14 protein-coding genes are annotated in these 16371 nt (G+C 59.9%); 6 read left to right on the forward strand and 8 right to left on the reverse strand.

Annotated features, from left to right (window positions below; translation table 11 throughout):
* Window positions 1-114: 114 nt before the first annotated feature.
* The 3 genes from lon (at window position 115) to QWI18_RS05710 (ending at window position 3632) form a co-directional block, all read left to right on the forward strand.
* On the forward strand, window positions 115-2532 hold the full coding sequence (gene lon / locus QWI18_RS05700; RefSeq protein WP_065992480.1) for an endopeptidase La: 2418 nt from the start codon (window positions 115-117) through the stop codon (window positions 2530-2532).
* 71 nt (window positions 2533-2603) lie between these two features.
* A complete protein-coding gene (locus tag QWI18_RS05705; RefSeq protein ID WP_065992476.1) occupies window positions 2604-2972 on the forward strand; it encodes a PH domain-containing protein in 369 nt (122 codons plus the stop codon).
* 267 nt (window positions 2973-3239) lie between these two features.
* A complete protein-coding gene (locus QWI18_RS05710; RefSeq protein ID WP_192135206.1) occupies window positions 3240-3632 on the forward strand; it encodes a protease inhibitor I42 family protein in 393 nt (130 codons plus the stop codon).
* 130 nt (window positions 3633-3762) lie between these two features.
* Here QWI18_RS05710 and QWI18_RS05715 read toward each other — a convergent pair whose 3' ends face one another.
* Complete coding sequence (locus QWI18_RS05715) at window positions 3763-5559, reverse strand: methyl-accepting chemotaxis protein (protein ID WP_369318391.1); 1797 nt, start codon at window positions 5557-5559, stop codon at window positions 3763-3765.
* A gap of 231 nt (window positions 5560-5790) precedes the next feature.
* Here QWI18_RS05715 and QWI18_RS05720 point away from each other — a divergent pair, with 231 nt between their 5' ends.
* The 3 genes from QWI18_RS05720 (at window position 5791) to cmoB (ending at window position 9711) form a co-directional block, all read left to right on the forward strand.
* Window positions 5791-7857: a TonB-dependent siderophore receptor gene (locus QWI18_RS05720; protein WP_369318392.1), complete on the forward strand. Its 2067-nt coding sequence runs from the start codon at window positions 5791-5793 to the stop codon at window positions 7855-7857.
* Window positions 7858-8011: 154 nt separating this feature from the next.
* Entirely contained in the window at window positions 8012-8755 is a 744-nt protein-coding gene (gene cmoA, locus QWI18_RS05725; protein ID WP_369318393.1) for a carboxy-S-adenosyl-L-methionine synthase CmoA, read from the forward strand.
* Window positions 8752-9711: a tRNA 5-methoxyuridine(34)/uridine 5-oxyacetic acid(34) synthase CmoB gene (gene cmoB / locus QWI18_RS05730; RefSeq protein WP_369318394.1), complete on the forward strand. Its 960-nt coding sequence runs from the start codon at window positions 8752-8754 to the stop codon at window positions 9709-9711. The genes cmoA and cmoB overlap by 4 nt, the downstream gene beginning before the upstream one ends.
* A gap of 120 nt (window positions 9712-9831) precedes the next feature.
* Here the strand turns inward: cmoB and pdxJ are convergent, their stop codons facing one another.
* The 7 genes from pdxJ to lepA all read right to left on the reverse strand — a co-directional run bounded on the left by pdxJ (window position 9832) and on the right by lepA (window position 16251).
* A complete protein-coding gene (gene pdxJ, locus QWI18_RS05735; RefSeq protein ID WP_192135214.1) occupies window positions 9832-10587 on the reverse strand; it encodes a pyridoxine 5'-phosphate synthase in 756 nt (251 codons plus the stop codon).
* 89 nt (window positions 10588-10676) lie between these two features.
* A complete protein-coding gene (gene recO, locus QWI18_RS05740; protein ID WP_192135216.1) occupies window positions 10677-11366 on the reverse strand; it encodes a DNA repair protein RecO in 690 nt (229 codons plus the stop codon).
* Between the two features lie 165 nt (window positions 11367-11531).
* Complete coding sequence (era, locus tag QWI18_RS05745) at window positions 11532-12434, reverse strand: GTPase Era (protein WP_065992456.1); 903 nt, start codon at window positions 12432-12434, stop codon at window positions 11532-11534.
* Window positions 12427-13116, reverse strand: coding sequence for a ribonuclease III (rnc, locus tag QWI18_RS05750; RefSeq protein WP_065992454.1), 690 nt, complete (start codon window positions 13114-13116; stop codon window positions 12427-12429). Before rnc ends, era begins: the two co-directional genes overlap by 8 nt.
* Window positions 13113-13490 (reverse strand): DUF4845 domain-containing protein, encoded by a 378-nt coding sequence (locus tag QWI18_RS05755; protein ID WP_065992452.1) that lies wholly within the window; start codon window positions 13488-13490, stop codon window positions 13113-13115. Before QWI18_RS05755 ends, rnc begins: the two co-directional genes overlap by 4 nt.
* A gap of 100 nt (window positions 13491-13590) precedes the next feature.
* Window positions 13591-14445 carry a signal peptidase I gene (gene lepB, locus QWI18_RS05760; RefSeq protein WP_065992450.1) on the reverse strand — a complete coding sequence of 285 codons (855 nt, stop codon included), beginning with the start codon at window positions 14443-14445 and terminating at the stop codon, window positions 13591-13593.
* 9 nt (window positions 14446-14454) lie between these two features.
* Window positions 14455-16251 carry a translation elongation factor 4 gene (gene lepA, locus QWI18_RS05765; RefSeq protein ID WP_065992448.1) on the reverse strand — a complete coding sequence of 599 codons (1797 nt, stop codon included), beginning with the start codon at window positions 16249-16251 and terminating at the stop codon, window positions 14455-14457.
* Window positions 16252-16371: the final 120 nt, after the last annotated feature.

Below are 16371 nucleotides of genomic sequence, written 5' to 3' on the forward strand. Positions count from 1 at the left end.
CGCAACGCCTTACAGGCTTTAAAACGATCCCCCGTCATTGCTATCGACCGACGCTATTGAAACCTGAGCCAATCTGCCCCATCTAAGGCTCATCTCCATTTATGCAGGTGCCCCATGAGCGACCAGCAATCCGACGCCAACCAGCCGCACCCGGACGACGATCACGAGCACGAAATCCTCGGCTCCGACAGCAAGCGCCTCGCCCTGCCCGGCCAGAACCTGCCGGATCAGGTGTACATCATTCCGATCCACAACCGTCCTTTCTTCCCCGCCCAAGTGCTGCCGGTCATCGTCAACGAAGAGCCCTGGGCCGAAACGCTGGAGCTGGTCAGCAAGTCTGATCACCACTCCCTGGCGCTGTTCTTCATGGACACCCCGCCCGACGATCCCCGTCATTTCGACACCAAGGCGTTGCCGGAGTACGGCACGCTGGTCAAGGTGCACCACGCCAGCCGTGAAAACGGCAAGCTGCAGTTCGTCGCCCAGGGCCTGAGCCGCGTGCGCATCAAGACTTGGCTCAAGCACCACCGCCCGCCGTTTCTGGTGGAGGTCGAATACCCCCATCAGCCCAACGAGCCGACCGACGAGGTCAAGGCCTACGGCATGGCGCTGATCAACGCGATCAAGGAGCTGCTGCCGCTCAACCCGCTGTACAGCGAAGAATTGAAGAACTACCTCAATCGCTTCAGCCCCAACGACCCGTCGCCGCTGACCGACTTCGCCGCCGCCTTGACCTCCGCCACGGGCGTCGAGCTGCAGCAGGTGCTCGATTGCGTGCCCGTGCTCAAGCGCATGGAAAAAGTCCTGCCGATGCTGCGCAAGGAAGTCGAAGTCGCGCGCCTGCAGAAAGAAATCTCCGCCGAAGTGAACCGCAAGATCGGCGAGCACCAGCGTGAGTTCTTCCTCAAGGAACAGCTCAAAGTCATTCAGCAGGAACTGGGGCTGACCAAGGACGACCGCAGCGCAGATATCGAACAGTTCGAAGAGCGCCTGGTGGGCAAGACCCTGCCACCGCAGGCGCGCAAGCGCATCGACGAAGAGATCAACAAGCTGTCGGTGCTGGAAACCGGTTCGCCGGAATACGCCGTCACCCGTAATTACCTGGACTGGGCAAGCTCGGTGCCGTGGGGCGTGTTCGGTGACGACAAGCTCGACCTGAAGCATGCGCGCAAGGTGCTCGATCAACACCACGCTGGCCTTGATGACATCAAGAGCCGCATCCTCGAGTTCTTGGCCGTCGGCGCCTACAAGGGTGAAATCTCCGGCTCCATCGTGCTGCTGGTCGGCCCGCCGGGCGTGGGTAAAACCAGCGTCGGCAAATCCATCGCAGAATCCCTGGGCCGTCCGTTCTACCGTTTCAGCGTTGGCGGCATGCGCGACGAGGCCGAGATCAAGGGCCACCGTCGCACGTACATCGGCGCCCAGCCGGGCAAGCTGGTGCAGGCGCTGAAAGACGTGGAGGTCATGAACCCGGTCATCATGCTCGACGAGATCGACAAGATGGGCCAGAGCTTCCAGGGCGACCCGGCCTCGGCGCTGCTCGAGACCCTGGACCCGGAGCAGAACGTCGAATTCCTCGACCACTATCTGGACCTGCGTCTGGACCTCTCGAAGGTCCTGTTCATCTGCACCGCGAACACCCTGGACTCGATCCCCGGCCCGCTGCTGGACCGGATGGAAGTGATTCGGCTGTCCGGCTATATCACCGAAGAAAAGCTCGCCATTGCCAAGCGCCACCTGTGGCCCAAGCAACTGGCCAAGGCCGGCGTTTCGAAAAACAGCCTGATGATCAGCGACAGTGCATTGCGCGCGGTGATTGACGGGTACGCGCGGGAAGCCGGAGTGCGGCAGCTGGAAAAACAGCTGGGCAAACTGGTGCGCAAAGCGGTGGTCAAGCTGCTGGACAACCCGGACACCGTGGTCAAGATCGGCCCGAAAGAGCTGGAAGCCTCCTTGGGCATGGCCGTGTTCCGCAACGAGCAAGTGCTGTCGGGCACCGGCGTGATCACCGGCCTGGCCTGGACCAGCATGGGCGGCGCGACGCTGCCGATCGAAGCGACACGGATCCATACGCTCAACCGCGGCTTCAAGCTCACCGGACAGCTGGGCGACGTGATGAAGGAATCTGCCGAAATCGCTTACAGCTACGTCAGCTCCAATCTGGCGAAGTTTGGCGGCGATAAGAGCTTCTTCGACGAAGCCTTCGTCCACTTGCACGTGCCGGAAGGTGCGACGCCGAAAGACGGGCCAAGTGCGGGCGTCACCATGGCCAGCGCGCTGCTGTCGCTGGCGCGTAACCAGGCGCCGAAAAAAGGCGTGGCGATGACCGGCGAACTGACCCTGACCGGCCACGTACTGCCGATTGGCGGCGTGCGGGAGAAGGTCATTGCGGCGCGGCGGCAGAAGATCTACGAGCTGATCCTCCCGGAAGCCAACCGAGGCAACTTCGAAGAACTGCCGGATTACCTGAAAGAAGGCATCACCGCACACTTCGCCAAACGCTTTGCGGATGTGGCGAAGATATTGTTCTAAGACGGACCAGCATCACTTCCACAGGGGCGAATCGTGACCTGTGGAAGTGGGCTTCAGACAAGGAGTTCAACATGCTCGACTTCAACAACAAAGGCTTTTTCAAACTCAAGCAGAACAACGAATACGCTGAGCGTGTGGCCGCGCTGCTGCTTGAGGATGAAACCGTCATCGACGCCTACAAGTCGATGCGCGACGGCGTCGTCTTCACGACCAAGCGGATCATTTCCGTCAACGTGCAAGGCATTACCGGCAGCAAGAAGGACTTCACTTCATTGCCGTATAAAAACATCGTGGCTTACTCGGTGGAAACGTCCGGCACCTTCGACCTCGACTCGGAACTCGAGATCTACTTCTCAGCCCTGGGCAAAGTGAAGTTCGAATTCACCGGGAAGACCTCCATCGTCGAAATTTCCAGGTACATTTCCCAATTCGTTCTCTGAACCAACGCATTTGGCCCAGTCACATGCGAACGTGGTTGCGCATCACAGGGGACTGATTTATTTACACGCTTCTCCGTAAATTAATCTGTCCCCGTCCAGGCACGCTTAAAACTACCCGATCTTCCGCATCAAAGGGGACTCGCATCAAAGGGGACTGATTTATTTACACGCTTCTCCGTAAATTAATCTGTCCCCGTCCAGGCACGCTTAAAACCACCCGATCTTCGGTTATCCTCACCCCAAACGTTGCCCACGACCGGAGCCTTCATGACCCCTGCCCGCCTGCTCGTCCCGCTCAGCCTCTCCCTCCTTGCCGCTTGCGCGGCGACACCGAAGCAGATCGTTTCCCTGGACGATCAGCAAGACTGCCCGCTCACCCTCAAAACCGGCCAGACCCTCATGCTGATGCTGCCCAGCAACCCCACCACCGGGCACCGCTGGCTGATGCAAAACCCCGCGCCGTCGATACTCGCCAGCCTCGGGCCGGAGGTGTTCAATGCCTCTAAAGATGTAGGCCTGGTGGGTGAAGGCGGTCAGTCGGTCTGGCGCTACCGAGCCGCCAATGCGGGCACGGGCCATCTGATGATGGTCTACCAGCAGCCGTGGGCGCCGGAAGTGGCGCCAGAACGCACCTTCGATTGCGTGATCACCGTGAACTGATCGAAAGGGGACTGATTTATTTACACGCTTCTCCGTAAATAAATCTGTCCCCGTCCATGTATTTACACGCGTCTCCGTAAATCAATCTGTCCCCGTCCATGCAAGTCGCCAAGCACTGGCGTAAGCCCCGTCATTCGGTCAGTAACTGCGCCGCATCGAAGCCCATGCGCAAGTTGCCCCAATGACGGCCGTCGAAGAAAAACGGCACGTCGATCTCGGTCATGATTTCCCCCGTGTCGCGCAGGTAGGTTTGCAACAGGAAGCGCTGTTGGTTACCCGCTGCACGCAGGCCGATGGGGTCAGCGAACATGCGCTTGTTCCGGCAGACCGGCAGGTCGACAGCCCGGTCACCCGTAGGTTTTTTCGACACCCAGCTGTTATTCACCGGGCAGTAGCCCTTGGCGTCAACGATGAAGGTGACCTTGCCCCCCAGCGTGCCTTTGGTCAGCGCGTCGCACTCCTCCTGACAGATCTGGGCGAAGCGCTCGCTGTAGCTGGTCGTGTATTGCTTGGGGTCAGTCCCGGGGATCAGTTTGTAGTTCTGATCGAACAGGTTGACCCCTTCACGTTGCAGCGCGGCCAGACGCACCTGGAGTCGGTCGCGGCAATGACTGGCGCGGGTAATGCCGGCGTCCAGCGCGCCGTGCCCGAGGACAAAGCGTCCCAGCAGCGCCTGGACCTTTTCCGCCACGCCCGACAGATCGCGGGTGGCGGTAGCGGAATGCTGCATGCGCTGGTCGATGGACTGGCTGTCCGCATGAATCTGGGTGACGCGGTTATTGATGCCGGTGTTGCTGTCGGCGAACTGCAAGATGTGCGAGGCGATGTCTTCCAACTTGATGTGAGTGGATTCGAAATCGCCGATCATGCTCTCGAAATGCCCTGACGCGCGCTCGACCACTTTCTGGGTCTCCCGGGCGCTATGGCTGATCTGGGTGGTCTGCTCGTGGGTCGAGCTCACTTCCAGCAGCATGGCGTCGATGTTCTGGGAAATGTCTTCGGTGGCACGACTGACGTTCTGGGCCAGGGTCCGGACTTCGTCGGCAACCACCGCGAAACCACGGCCGCTCTCCCCCGCACGCGCCGCCTCGATCGCCGCGTTGAGCGCCAGAAGGTTGGTCTGGGAGGAAATCTGTTGAATCAATCCGACGATGGATTTGATGCTCGACGAGCGTTGGTTCAGCGCCGACACCAGCGTACCGAACTCATTCAGGCTGGTGGAAATCTCACTGATGTTGCCGGTCACTTCCAGCAGCTCGGTGTAGGAGTCGCGGGCCATGCTGAGGTTCTGCGCGGTGGTCCCGGAAATGCCCTGGGTCTGCCGGGATACCTCGGCAATCCGCCCGACTGCGTCGTTGCTCTGCTCCATGACTTCCCTGGCGAAGCGCGCCTGATGGGTCGCGCTGTCGCTGGAATCGCTGATGTTTTTCAGCGAGCGCGCGGACTCCACGGCAATGTGCACGGTCAGCGCCTGAACGCTGCTGATGATCTCCCGCTGCTTGGCGAGAAACCGGTTGCAGGTGCTCGCCAGCACGCGAATTTCATCATGGGTCAACAGCGGCAAGTCCTTGGACAGGTCGCCCTCGCCATTGGCAATGCCTTCCAGCGCCAGCGTCATCTGGGTCACCGGCCGCACGATCAGGTGGCGGAAATACCAGACCATGAAACTGACCAGGCACAGGGTGAACAGCGTACTGCCCAGAATGGCGTTGCTCAGCACATCGAGTTTGCCTTCGATCATGCCTAGCGTCCCCGCCGGCAACTGCGCGGCGCGCAACTGAAGCAGAATGTCCGCGCGGATGCTCACGGCCACCCAATACACCACGGCGCTCACCATCACCATCAGGAAAAGGCTCGACAGCTTCTTGGTCAAAGAATCGAAAAACTGCCGCTCGACGGACTCGTACAACGCCTTGAACGCATGCATGCCACGGTTCCCTGTGTCTGGTAATGAAATGGGTTGCAACTACGGTTCTTCGACTGAGGATGGGAAAGCTTTAATGCGGTGGGGTGAACATCGATAAATGACATTGATTCTCAATTATAACTTCCCGATACTTGAGAACCATCATCATTCGTTACATTCGCCGGAGCTTCGCCCGCCATGCGCCACTCGATCCCCTTTTGCCCAAAGGCCCTTTCGTTAATCGCACTGAGCGTGCTTAACACAGCGAATGCCGAAGACACAGCGCTCAGCCTGCCCGCCACCGACGTGACGTCAACGGCCACCTACGGTGACACCGGCGACCCGCTCGGTTATCAAGGCAAACCCGGCAGTACCACTACCCGGCTGGACCTGACCAAACAGCAAACGCCTCAAGGTATTACCAACATCAAGCGCGAGCAAATGGATGACTTCAAGCTCAACAGCATTCGCGACGTATTAACCAGTACCCCCGGCGTCAACGTGCAAAAAGTCGAAACTGACCGCACCTATTTCACCGCGCGCGGTTTCGACATCAACAACTTCCAGTACGACGGCACGGCCATGCCGATGACCAATGGGTTGCTGGTGGGCGACATTGACCTGGCGCCCTATGAACAGGTCGATATCGTTCACGGCGCCAACGGTTTGATGTCCGGATCCGGCAACCCTTCGGCCACGGTCAACTTCATCCGCAAACGCCCGACCTACGATCCCCAGGCGAAGATCGACGTGACTGCCGGTTCCTGGGACAAACGCCGGGTGGACATCGACGTTTCCGGGCCACTGACCGACTCAGGCAACGTGCGCGGACGCGTCATCTACGCCAACGAAAACGGCAACTCATACCTTGATCGTTACTCCCGCGAGAAGAACATCTTCAGCGGTCTGCTGGCATTCGACCTGAGCGACAGCGACACGCTGACCCTTGGTTACGAGGACCAGAAAACCAACGCCAATGGCTCAAGCTGGGGCGCACTGCCGTTGGTCGATGGCAATGGCAACGCCATCCATTACAGCAGCACCCATTCCAATATTTCCCAGCCGTGGGTGCATTGGGACGTTCACACGCAACGTGCGTTTGCCGAGTGGGAGCACACCTTCGCCAATGACTGGAAGTCGAAGCTGACCGTCGCCGGCGCCGAGCACCGCGAAGACACCGAGATGTTCTACATGTACGGCGACAGCACCTCACCCACCGGTTACACCGGGTTGGGCTCCAAGTACAAAGACAAGAACCTCGAACTCAGTGGTGATTACTCCCTGAGCGGGCCCTTCATGCTGGGCGGTCGCGAACATCAACTCACGCTAGGGGCGAACGCTGCACGCCAGCGCAACCGCGAATCGTCGCAGTATGGCGACATACTCAACTACTCGCCTGTCACCCTTGAAGATGCGCTGCATGGCTACCTGCCGCGGCCGAATTACGTCGCTGCGTTACCCGCTGCGACCTCGAACTACACCGATCGCCAGAAGAGCGTTTACGCCGGCGCGCGTTTCAGCCTGACCGACGACCTGCATGTGATCACCGGTGCCCGCATGCTCAGCGCCGACAGCAATGGCGACAACTACGGCTCCGCGCGCAAGGTGCGCATTCACGGCAAAGTCACGCCGTACGCCGGCATCGTCTACGACCTGACCCCCGAATACGCGCTGTACGCCAGTTACACCGAAGTCTTCAATCCGCAGTATTACCTCGACGGCCAAGGCCGGGTGCTCGATCCGCTTGAAGGCAAAAGCTACGAAGCGGGCATCAAGGGACAGTTGATGGACAAGAAGCTCAACGTCAGCGCAGCGGTGTTCCATGCCAAGCAGGACAACGTGCCGGGCAGTTCGGTGTATGACGCCAGCCTTGGCGGCTACGTGTACGAGGCGATGTCCTACGACAGCAGCGGCCTGGAGCTGGAAGCGTCCGGCGAAGTGGCACCCGGCCTGCAAATCAACGGCGGGTACACCTACGTCTATATCACCGACGACAACGACAGCCGTGCGCGCAAATTCATCCCGCGCCACGCCCTGACGTCGTCCATGACCTACCAGTTGCCAATGGCACCGAAGGTCAAGGTCGGCGGCAGCCTGAGCTGGCAGAGCAAGACCCAGAACGACGACGCACCGGCCGCCCGGCAGGACGCCTACGCGCTCATCGGCCTGATGACCCGCTATGACATCGATCAGCACTGGAGCACCCAGTTCAACCTCAACAACCTCACCAACGAGAAATACCAACAGAGCCTGCGCTACAACCAAAGCAACTTCGGTGATCCACGCAACTTAACCGCGTCGGTAAGCTGGACATACTGATAACACGGCTTGCGTCTCAGCCGCCCAAGTGCAACCGGGGCGGCTTTTGCCGTTGAGGGGCAAACGTCTGCACACGAACGATGAGATGAGGTTCCAGCCGAGGGACGGAATTGGCTAAAATGCCGCACTTTTCGCCTTGTCCCCCGGAATCGCCGTGAGCCCAGAACCCGACCGCCTATTCGCCCAGCCGCTGCCCCAGGTGCCCGACTTCGCTTTCAACGAAGACGTCGTGCGGGTGTTCCCGGACATGATCAAGCGCTCGGTACCGGGCTACCCGACCATCGTCGAAAACCTCGGCGTGCTCGCGGCGCAGTTCGCCCAGTCCCACAGCGTGCTCTACGACCTGGGCAGCTCACTGGGCGCCGTCACTCAGGCGTTGCGCCGGCATGTGCGGACCGAGGATTGCCGGGTGATCGCCATCGACAACTCGTCGGCCATGGTCGAGCGCTGCCGCGAATACCTCAACGCCCAGGACTCGATGTACCAGGAGTTGCTGCCGGTGGAGGTCATCGACGGCGATATCCTGGGTCTGGAGTTTCAGCCGGCCTCTGTCGTTGCCCTGAACTTCACCCTGCAGTTCATCGCCCCCGAGCAACGCCTCGCCCTGTTGACTCGCATCCGCCAGTCGCTGCTGCCCGGCGGCGCGCTGATCCTGTCGGAGAAGCTGCGCTTTGATGACACCGAAGAGCACGCGCTGCTCAGCGATCTGCACGTCGCCTTCAAACGCGCCAACGGTTACAGCGAGCTGGAGATCGCGCAGAAACGCAGCGCGATCGAAAATGTGATGAAACCCGACAGTCTTGAACAGCACCGCGAACGCTTGCTGGCCGCCGGTTTCAGTAAAGTCGTGCCCTGGTTCCAGTGCCTTAATTTCGCCTCGTTGATTGCCCTGCCATGATTGATCTCGCTCCCCTGGTCCGCCGTCTGGCGGGCACGCCACTGTATGCCTGGGCCCAAGGCCTGCAGGCGCAACTCGACGCGAAGATGGAAAAGGGTCACGGCGACCTCGAACGCTGGCAAGGCGCCCTGAATGCCTTGCCTGATCTGACGCCAAGCCGCATCGAGCTCAAGGACGATTTTATCCTCGACGCCGACTGCGACGATGCCACCCGCGAGCAGACCCGTGCTGCGCTGATGGGCCTGTCGCCGTGGCGCAAAGGCCCTTTTGATGTGTTCGGCGTGCACGTCGACACCGAATGGCGCTCGGACTGGAAATGGTCGCGGGTGTCGCCGCACCTTGATCTGAGAGGCAAGCGCGTTCTGGATGTGGGCTGCGGCAACGGCTATTATCAGTGGCGCATGCTGGGGGCCGGGGCCGACAGCGTGATCGGCGTTGACCCGAACTGGCTGTTCTTCTGCCAGTTCCAGGCCATGCAGCGCTACCTGCCGAACCTGCCGGCATGGCACCTGCCGTTCACCCTGGAAGATCTACCCGCGCGGCTGGAAGGCTTCGACACGGTGTTCTCCATGGGCGTGCTCTATCACCGCAAATCCCCCATCGATCACCTGCTGGCACTCAAGGATTGCCTGGTCAAAGGCGGCGAGCTGGTGCTGGAAACCATGGTGGTCGAAGGCGACGCGAATCAGGTGCTGGTGCCGGAAGACCGCTACTCGCAGATGCGCAACGTCTGGTTCCTGCCCTCAGTCCCGGCGCTGGAACTGTGGCTGCGCCGCGCGGGTTTTGTGGATGTGCGCTGCGTCGACGTCAGCACCACCACGGTAGAGGAACAGCGCGGCACCGACTGGATGCGCTTTCAATCGTTGAGCGACTTTCTCGATCCCGCTGATCACAGCAAGACCGTGGAAGGACTGCCTGCACCGCGGCGTGCGGTGATCGTTGGGCGCAAGCCGTAAACCCACAACGGCGCCATCGCGCGCGCTCGTGGAGCATGACAACACCGCAGCTGTCATTGCGGACAAATCACCCGTGGGAGCGAGCTTGCTCGCGAAGGCGATGGTGGTCGTCCCTTCAGATCACTGGCGGTGAGAAGAACTCGCCGCTGCCAGAATCAACGCCTTCATCTCCGATACCGCGGACTTGAAGCCGACAAACAGGGCATGGGCCACCAGCGCATGGCCGATGTTCAGTTCGTTGATGCCCTTGATCGCCGCGATCGCTTCAACGTTGTGATAGTGCAAACCATGACCGGCATTGACGATCAGGCCCTGGGCCAGACCAAAAGCAACGCCATCGGCAACGCGCTTGAGCTCTTCGGCGACGGCCGCCGGGGTTTCGGCATCGGCATAACGGCCCGTGTGCAGCTCGATGGCCGGCGCGCCAACCCGGGCCGACGCGGCAATCTGGCGCTCATCGGCGTCGATGAACAGCGACACTTCGCTGCCGATGGCAGACAACCGCTCCACCGCCGCCTTGATGCGCGCTTCCTGACCGGCGACATCCAGCCCGCCCTCCGTGGTCAGTTCCTGACGGGTTTCCGGCACCAGGCAGATGTGCGCCGGCCGAATGCGCTCGGCGAACGCCATCATCGCTTCGGTGACGCCCATCTCGAAATTCATGCGCGTTTGCAGCACGTCTTTGAGCAGCAATACATCGCGTTCCTGAATGTGCCGACGGTCCTCACGCAAATGCACGGTGATGCCGTCGGCACCCGCTTCCTCGGCATCCAGCGCGGCCTTGACCGGATCGGGATAGCGCGTCCCGCGGGCCTGGCGCAGGGTAGCAACGTGGTCGATGTTCACGCCGAGCAGAATGCGAGTGCTGTGGGTCACGGGGTTCTCCTGATTACTGTGGCGGTGCCAGCCAGTAGTGGCTGATTGCGCAAGCGAGGAAGGATTTTCTAGGTTTGCGCCGCTGGACGCTAGAGTTTGCGAAACAATTCACGGCTGACCAGCGGCCGCCCACCCAGATGCACGGCCAGGGCCTGGCGCATCAGACGCTTGGCCGCCGACAGCGCGCCCGGCGAAGTCCAGTCCGCTTCAGACATCGCCTGCAATTCGGCGCCCTGAAACAATCCCGGCTGAAACAGATACACCCGCTCAAGGCCTGCGTCCACCTGAAGCCGGTACAGGCCGTCGCTGGCCAGGGGATCACCGTTGACGTCTGCATCCAGCGCAAAGCCGTAACCGAGATCGTCCAACAGCCGCCATTCGAACGAGCGCAGCAACGGTTCCAGCGCGCGCCCTTCGGCCAGGGCCACAAGGGTCGCAGCGTAATGCTCGAACACGCCCGGGTGCGGGTCTTCGGCGGGCAACAGACGAATCAGCAATTCATTGAGATAGAGACCGCTGAACAGCGCCTCGCCTTCCAGCCACGTAGCGACGCCGACGCCTTCCATGCGCCCCACGTTCTTCAGCTCGCCCCGGCCGCGAAACTCCACTTCGAGCGGCACGAACGGACGCGCCATCGTCCCCGCCTTTCCCCGAGCGCTGCGCAACACCGCACGCAAGCGACCCTTCGGGGTAATGAAATCGACCAGTGCGCTGTTTTCGCGGTACGCACGGCTGTGCAACACATAAGCGAGCTGACCGACGGGAGGGGTTTGTGACATGGCTATCTCGATGAAAGAACGCGGCCGGACGGGCAATCTGAAACGACTGTGGGAGTGAGGTTGCCTGCGAACAGGCGATCCCAGTCAACATCAAATGCTGAATGTCACATCCTCTTCGCGAGCAAGCTCGCTCCCACACGTGTTCGGCACAACCAGACTCTTAGATTACAAGTCGCCGTAACCCAGCGAACGCAACGCGCGCTCGTCATCGGACCAGCCGCCTTTGACCTTGACCCACAGATTGAGCATGACCTTGGAATCGAACAATACTTCCATGTCACGACGCGCATCCGAGCCAATGCGCTTGATGCGCTCGCCCTTGTCGCCAATGATGATTTTCTTCTGCCCGTCGCGCTCGACCAGAATGAGCGCGTGAATATGCAGCGTCTTGCCCTGCTGCTTGAATTGCTCGATCTCGACGGTGATCTGGTACGGCAGCTCGGCGCCAAGCTGACGCATGATCTTCTCGCGCACCAGTTCCGCTGCGAGAAAACGGCTGCTGCGGTCGGTGATCTGATCTTCCGGGAAGAAGTGCTCATTCTCCGGCAACTGATCGGCAATGACCTTCTCCAGCGCTTCCAGGTTATGCCCCTGCTGCGCCGAGATCGGGATGATCTGGGCGTTCGGCAGTTGCTCCTGCAGCCAGGACAAATGCGGCATCAGCGCGCTCTTGTCTTCGATGCGATCGGTCTTGTTCAGCGCCACGATCAACGGGCCGGTCACGTACTGCACGCGCTCGAGAACCATCTGGTCCTCTTCGGTCCACTTGGTGCGGTCGACCACGAAAATCACCACATCGACGTCTTTCAACGCTGCCGAGGCGGTCTTGTTCATGTAGCGGTTAAGCGCTTTGTCGCTGTTTTTGTGCATGCCGGGGGTATCGACATAGACCGCCTGCACGGCGCCTTCAGTCTTGATGCCAAGCATGTTGTGCCGGGTCGTCTGCGGCTTGCGCGACGTGATTGCCAGTTTCTGGCCGAGGATGTGGTTCAGCAGCGTCGACTTGCCCACGTTTGGCCGGCCAACAATGGCAACATAGCCACAGCGTGTTGCAGGTGAATCAGTCATTGCCATTCTCCACACCCAGGGCGATAAGGGCTGCGGCCGCTGCTACCTGTTCGGCAATGCGACGGCTTACGCCTTGTCCCCGGCTTTTTTCATTCAATAAAGAGATCTCGCATTCGACGAAGAAGATTCGGCAATGCGGCTCGCCCTGGATATCCACCACTTCATAGCGTGGCAGATCGCAGGCGCGTGACTGAAGGAATTCCTGCAGCCGTGTTTTCGGGTCTTTGTTGGTGTCGACCAGGGTCAGGGTTTCGAACTCGCTGGCCAGCCAGGCGAGCACGCGCTCCCTTGCCATGTCCATCCCGGCGTCGAGGTAGATCGCACCGATCAGGGCTTCCAGTGCGTCAGCCAGAATCGACTCACGGCGAAAGCCGCCGCTCTTCAACTCACCCGAGCCCAGGCGCAGGTATTCGCCCAGATCGAAACCGCGGGCCAGAAGCGCAAGGGTCTCGCCTTTCACCAGACGGGCGCGCAGACGGGACAACTGACCTTCACGCGCCTGGGGGAAACGCTCGAACAGCGCTTCGCCGGCGACGAAGTTGAGAATGGCATCACCGAGGAATTCCAGACGCTCGTTGTTGCGTCCGGCAAAGCTGCGGTGGGTCAGCGCCAGGATCATCAGCTCCTGATCCTTGAAGGTATAGCCGAGCTGACGCTCCAGGCGACTCAATGAAACGCTCACGGTTTACCCACGCTGAATTCGTGGTCGAACTTGACCACCAGATCGATGTTCTGGATCAGTGACTCACGTTTTTCGTAGTTCAAATGAGCGAGGAACCTGTTGTTCTCCGTCGTCACAGTTAACGCCTTGTTCAAATCCAAATCCCGAATGTTATTAACCTGCATACCTTTGGCCACATAGGCGTAAAGGTCACCGGCGTTGGTGATGTCTGCCGTGCGGTCAGTGCCGGCACTTTCGATGATTTTCTTCATAGACAGGTAGTCCATGTAATGCGGCACGATCTTGGCGGCAGCGCTTCCAAGGAACGCCAGAATCGCCAGCAACACCAGCCAGCCGATGAACGAGAGGCCTTTTTGCGGACCGGCAGACGTCATGATTGTTTTCAAGAGTAGCCCTTCCCTGTCACCTGCGAGATCGGCCACGCAACATGGCCCTGAATGACATACGGCGCTGCCAATGGCAGCGCCGCATCGGTTACTTGATCAGACCGACTCGCGAGAAGTTCGGAAAGTGGCTGAGCTTGGGTTCAGGCCAGCTCATCCAGACCGCGAAGGCCTTGCCGACGATGTTCTTGTCGGGGACCATGCCCAGCTCGTCCTTGGGAATGTTGGGATCATCCCAGTAACGGCTGTCATTCGAATTGTCGCGGTTGTCGCCCATCATGAAGTAGTGCGCGGCCGGAACGGTCCATTCATGATCAGGCGGCGCGCGGTAGCGGCTCATTTCCTGACGGATCTGGTGTTCCACTTCGCCCAGCTTCTCGTTGTAAAGCTCTGCGCTGCCCAGCGTGCCCGGCTCCGAACCGATCAGCTGCTTGGCCACCAACTGACCGTTGATGAACAACTGCTTGTCGTTGGTGTAGCGAATCACGTCACCTGGCAGGCCGATCACCCGCTTGATGTAGTTCACGTTGGGATCGCTTGGGTAACGGAACACCATCACGTCACCACGCTGCGGGTCTCCGACCGGGATGACCTTGAGGTCGATCACCGGCAGGCGGATGCCATACGAGAACTTGTTGACCAGGATGAAATCGCCCACGTCCAGCGTCGGTTTCATCGAGCCCGACGGGATCTGGAACGGCTCAACCAGAAACGAGCGCAGGACCAGAACGATGAACAACACCGGAAAGAACGATTTGCCGTATTCGACCAGAAACGGCTCCTTGTTCAACCGCTCCACGACCGCGACATCAGGCTGGCTCACGCTGCCCTGATAGTTCGCTATCGCGTTACGGCGACGCGGCGCCAATATGACCAGATCGAACAGGGCCAGCAAACCGCAGACAAACACGGCGACGACCAGCAACAGCGGGAAATTTAGTGACATAGGGCCTGACTATTCCAACCTGAGCACTGCAAGAAAGGCTTCTTGTGGAATTTCCACGTTGCCGACCTGCTTCATGCGTTTTTTACCGGCCTTCTGCTTCTCGAGCAGCTTGCGCTTACGGCTGACGTCACCACCGTAACATTTGGCCAGTACGTTCTTTCTGAGCGCCTTGACGGTTGTACGCGCGATAATCTGACCGCCAATGGCGGCCTGGATTGCCACGTCGAACATCTGACGAGGAATCAGTTCTTTCATCTTTTCGGTCAACGCGCGGCCTTTGTAGGCGGCGTTGTCACGGTGCACGATCAGCGCCAGAGCGTCGACCTTGTCGCCGTTGATCATCACGTCCAGGCGAACCAGATTGGCCGACTGATAGCGATCGAAATGGTAGTCCAGCGACGCATAACCGCGGCTGGTCGACTTCAGTCGGTCGAAGAAATCCAGCACCACTTCGTTCATCGGCAAATCGTAGGTCACTTGGACCTGCGTGCCGAGGAACAGCATGTCGTGCTGAATGCCACGCTTCTCGATACACAGCGTAATGACGTTGCCCAGGTGCTCTTGAGGCACAAGAATGTTCGCCCGCACGATCGGCTCGCGCATGTCCTCGATGGTGGACAGGTCTGGCAATTTCGACGGGTTGTCGACGTAAATGGTTTCACCGGTCTTCAGCAGAAGCTCGAAGATGACCGTCGGTGCGGTGGTGATCAGGTCAAGGTCGTACTCGCGCTCAAGGCGCTCCTGGATGATCTCCATGTGCAGCATGCCGAGGAAGCCGCAGCGGAAGCCGAAGCCCAGCGCGTCCGAGCTTTCCGGCAGATACTGCAGGGAAGAGTCATTCAGCGTCAGCTTTTGCAGCGCGTCGCGGAAGTCTTCGAAGTCATCGGAGCTGACCGGGAACAGACCGGCGTAGACCTGCGGCTGGATGCGCTTGAAACCGGGCAGCACCGGAACGTCCGGGGTGGTGCTCAGGGTCAGGGTGTCACCCACTGGCGCGCCGTGAATGTCCTTGATGCCGGCGATGATGAAGCCCACTTCGCCCGCTTTCAGATCAGCGGTGGCGCTGTGCTTGGGGTTGAACACGCCCACGCTATCGACGAGGTGCATCTTGCCGGTCGACTTGACCAGAATCTTGTCGCCCTTCTTGACGCGGCCGTGACGCACACGCACCAGGGAAACAACGCCCAGGTAGTTGTCGAACCACGAATCGATGATCAGCGCTTGCAGGGGATCTTCGATGTTGCCGGTCGGTGCCGGGATGGTGTGAACCAGACGCTCCAGCACTTCGTCGACGCCCAGGCCGGTCTTGGCGCTACAGACCACGGCGTCGGTGGCATCAATGCCGATGATCTTTTCGATTTCTTCCTTGACCCGGTCCGGATCGGCCTGGGGCAGGTCAATCTTGTTCAGGACCGGCATGACTTCCAGGCCCTGTTCGATAGCGGTGTAGCAGTTGGCGACGGATTGGGCTTCTACGCCCTGACCGGCATCGACCACCAGCAACGCGCCCTCACATGCCGCCAGCGAGCGGCTGACTTCGTAGGTGAAGTCAACGTGCCCCGGGGTATCAATAAAGTTGAGCTGGTAGGTGATCCCGTCCTTCGCTTTGTAATAAAGCGTGACGCTGTGGGCTTTGATCGTAATCCCGCGCTCACGCTCCAGGTCCATGGAATCGAGGACCTGAGCTTCCATCTCGCGCTCGGTCAGGCCGCCGCACATCTGGATAAATCGGTCAGCCAGCGTCGACTTGCCATGGTCAATGTGGGCGATGATGGAGAAATTGCGGATATGACTCAAATCACTCACGGATCAACACTCGAAAAAGGTCGCAGGCAGACTGCCCGCCAAAAATAGCCGGGAATTGTACCTGAAGGAACGATCAGGCGTCACGTTCACGCGCAGCGCCTGCTCGCCATGCACCCTGGG

Source organism: Pseudomonas sp. W2Oct36 (assembly GCF_041060465.1).
GTDB lineage: Bacteria > Pseudomonadota > Gammaproteobacteria > Pseudomonadales > Pseudomonadaceae > Aquipseudomonas > Aquipseudomonas graminis_B.

Bases quoted from the DNA above. Each gene is read 5' to 3' on its own strand.
- lepB (WP_065992450.1), bottom strand. From the start codon at position 14,445: ATGTCACTAAATTTCCCGCTGTTGCTGGTCGTCGCCGTGTTTGTCTGC.
- QWI18_RS05755 (WP_065992452.1), bottom strand. From the start codon at position 13,490: ATGACGTCTGCCGGTCCGCAAAAAGGCCTCTCGTTCATCGGCTGGCTG.
- cmoB (WP_369318394.1), top strand. From the start codon at position 8,752: ATGATTGATCTCGCTCCCCTGGTCCGCCGTCTGGCGGGCACGCCACTG.
- QWI18_RS05705 (WP_065992476.1), top strand. From the start codon at position 2,604: ATGCTCGACTTCAACAACAAAGGCTTTTTCAAACTCAAGCAGAACAAC.
- lon (WP_065992480.1), top strand. From the start codon at position 115: ATGAGCGACCAGCAATCCGACGCCAACCAGCCGCACCCGGACGACGAT.
- era (WP_065992456.1), bottom strand. From the start codon at position 12,434: ATGACTGATTCACCTGCAACACGCTGTGGCTATGTTGCCATTGTTGGC.
- QWI18_RS05715 (WP_369318391.1), bottom strand. From the start codon at position 5,559: ATGCATGCGTTCAAGGCGTTGTACGAGTCCGTCGAGCGGCAGTTTTTC.
- QWI18_RS05710 (WP_192135206.1), top strand. From the start codon at position 3,240: ATGACCCCTGCCCGCCTGCTCGTCCCGCTCAGCCTCTCCCTCCTTGCC.
- recO (WP_192135216.1), bottom strand. From the start codon at position 11,366: ATGTCACAAACCCCTCCCGTCGGTCAGCTCGCTTATGTGTTGCACAGC.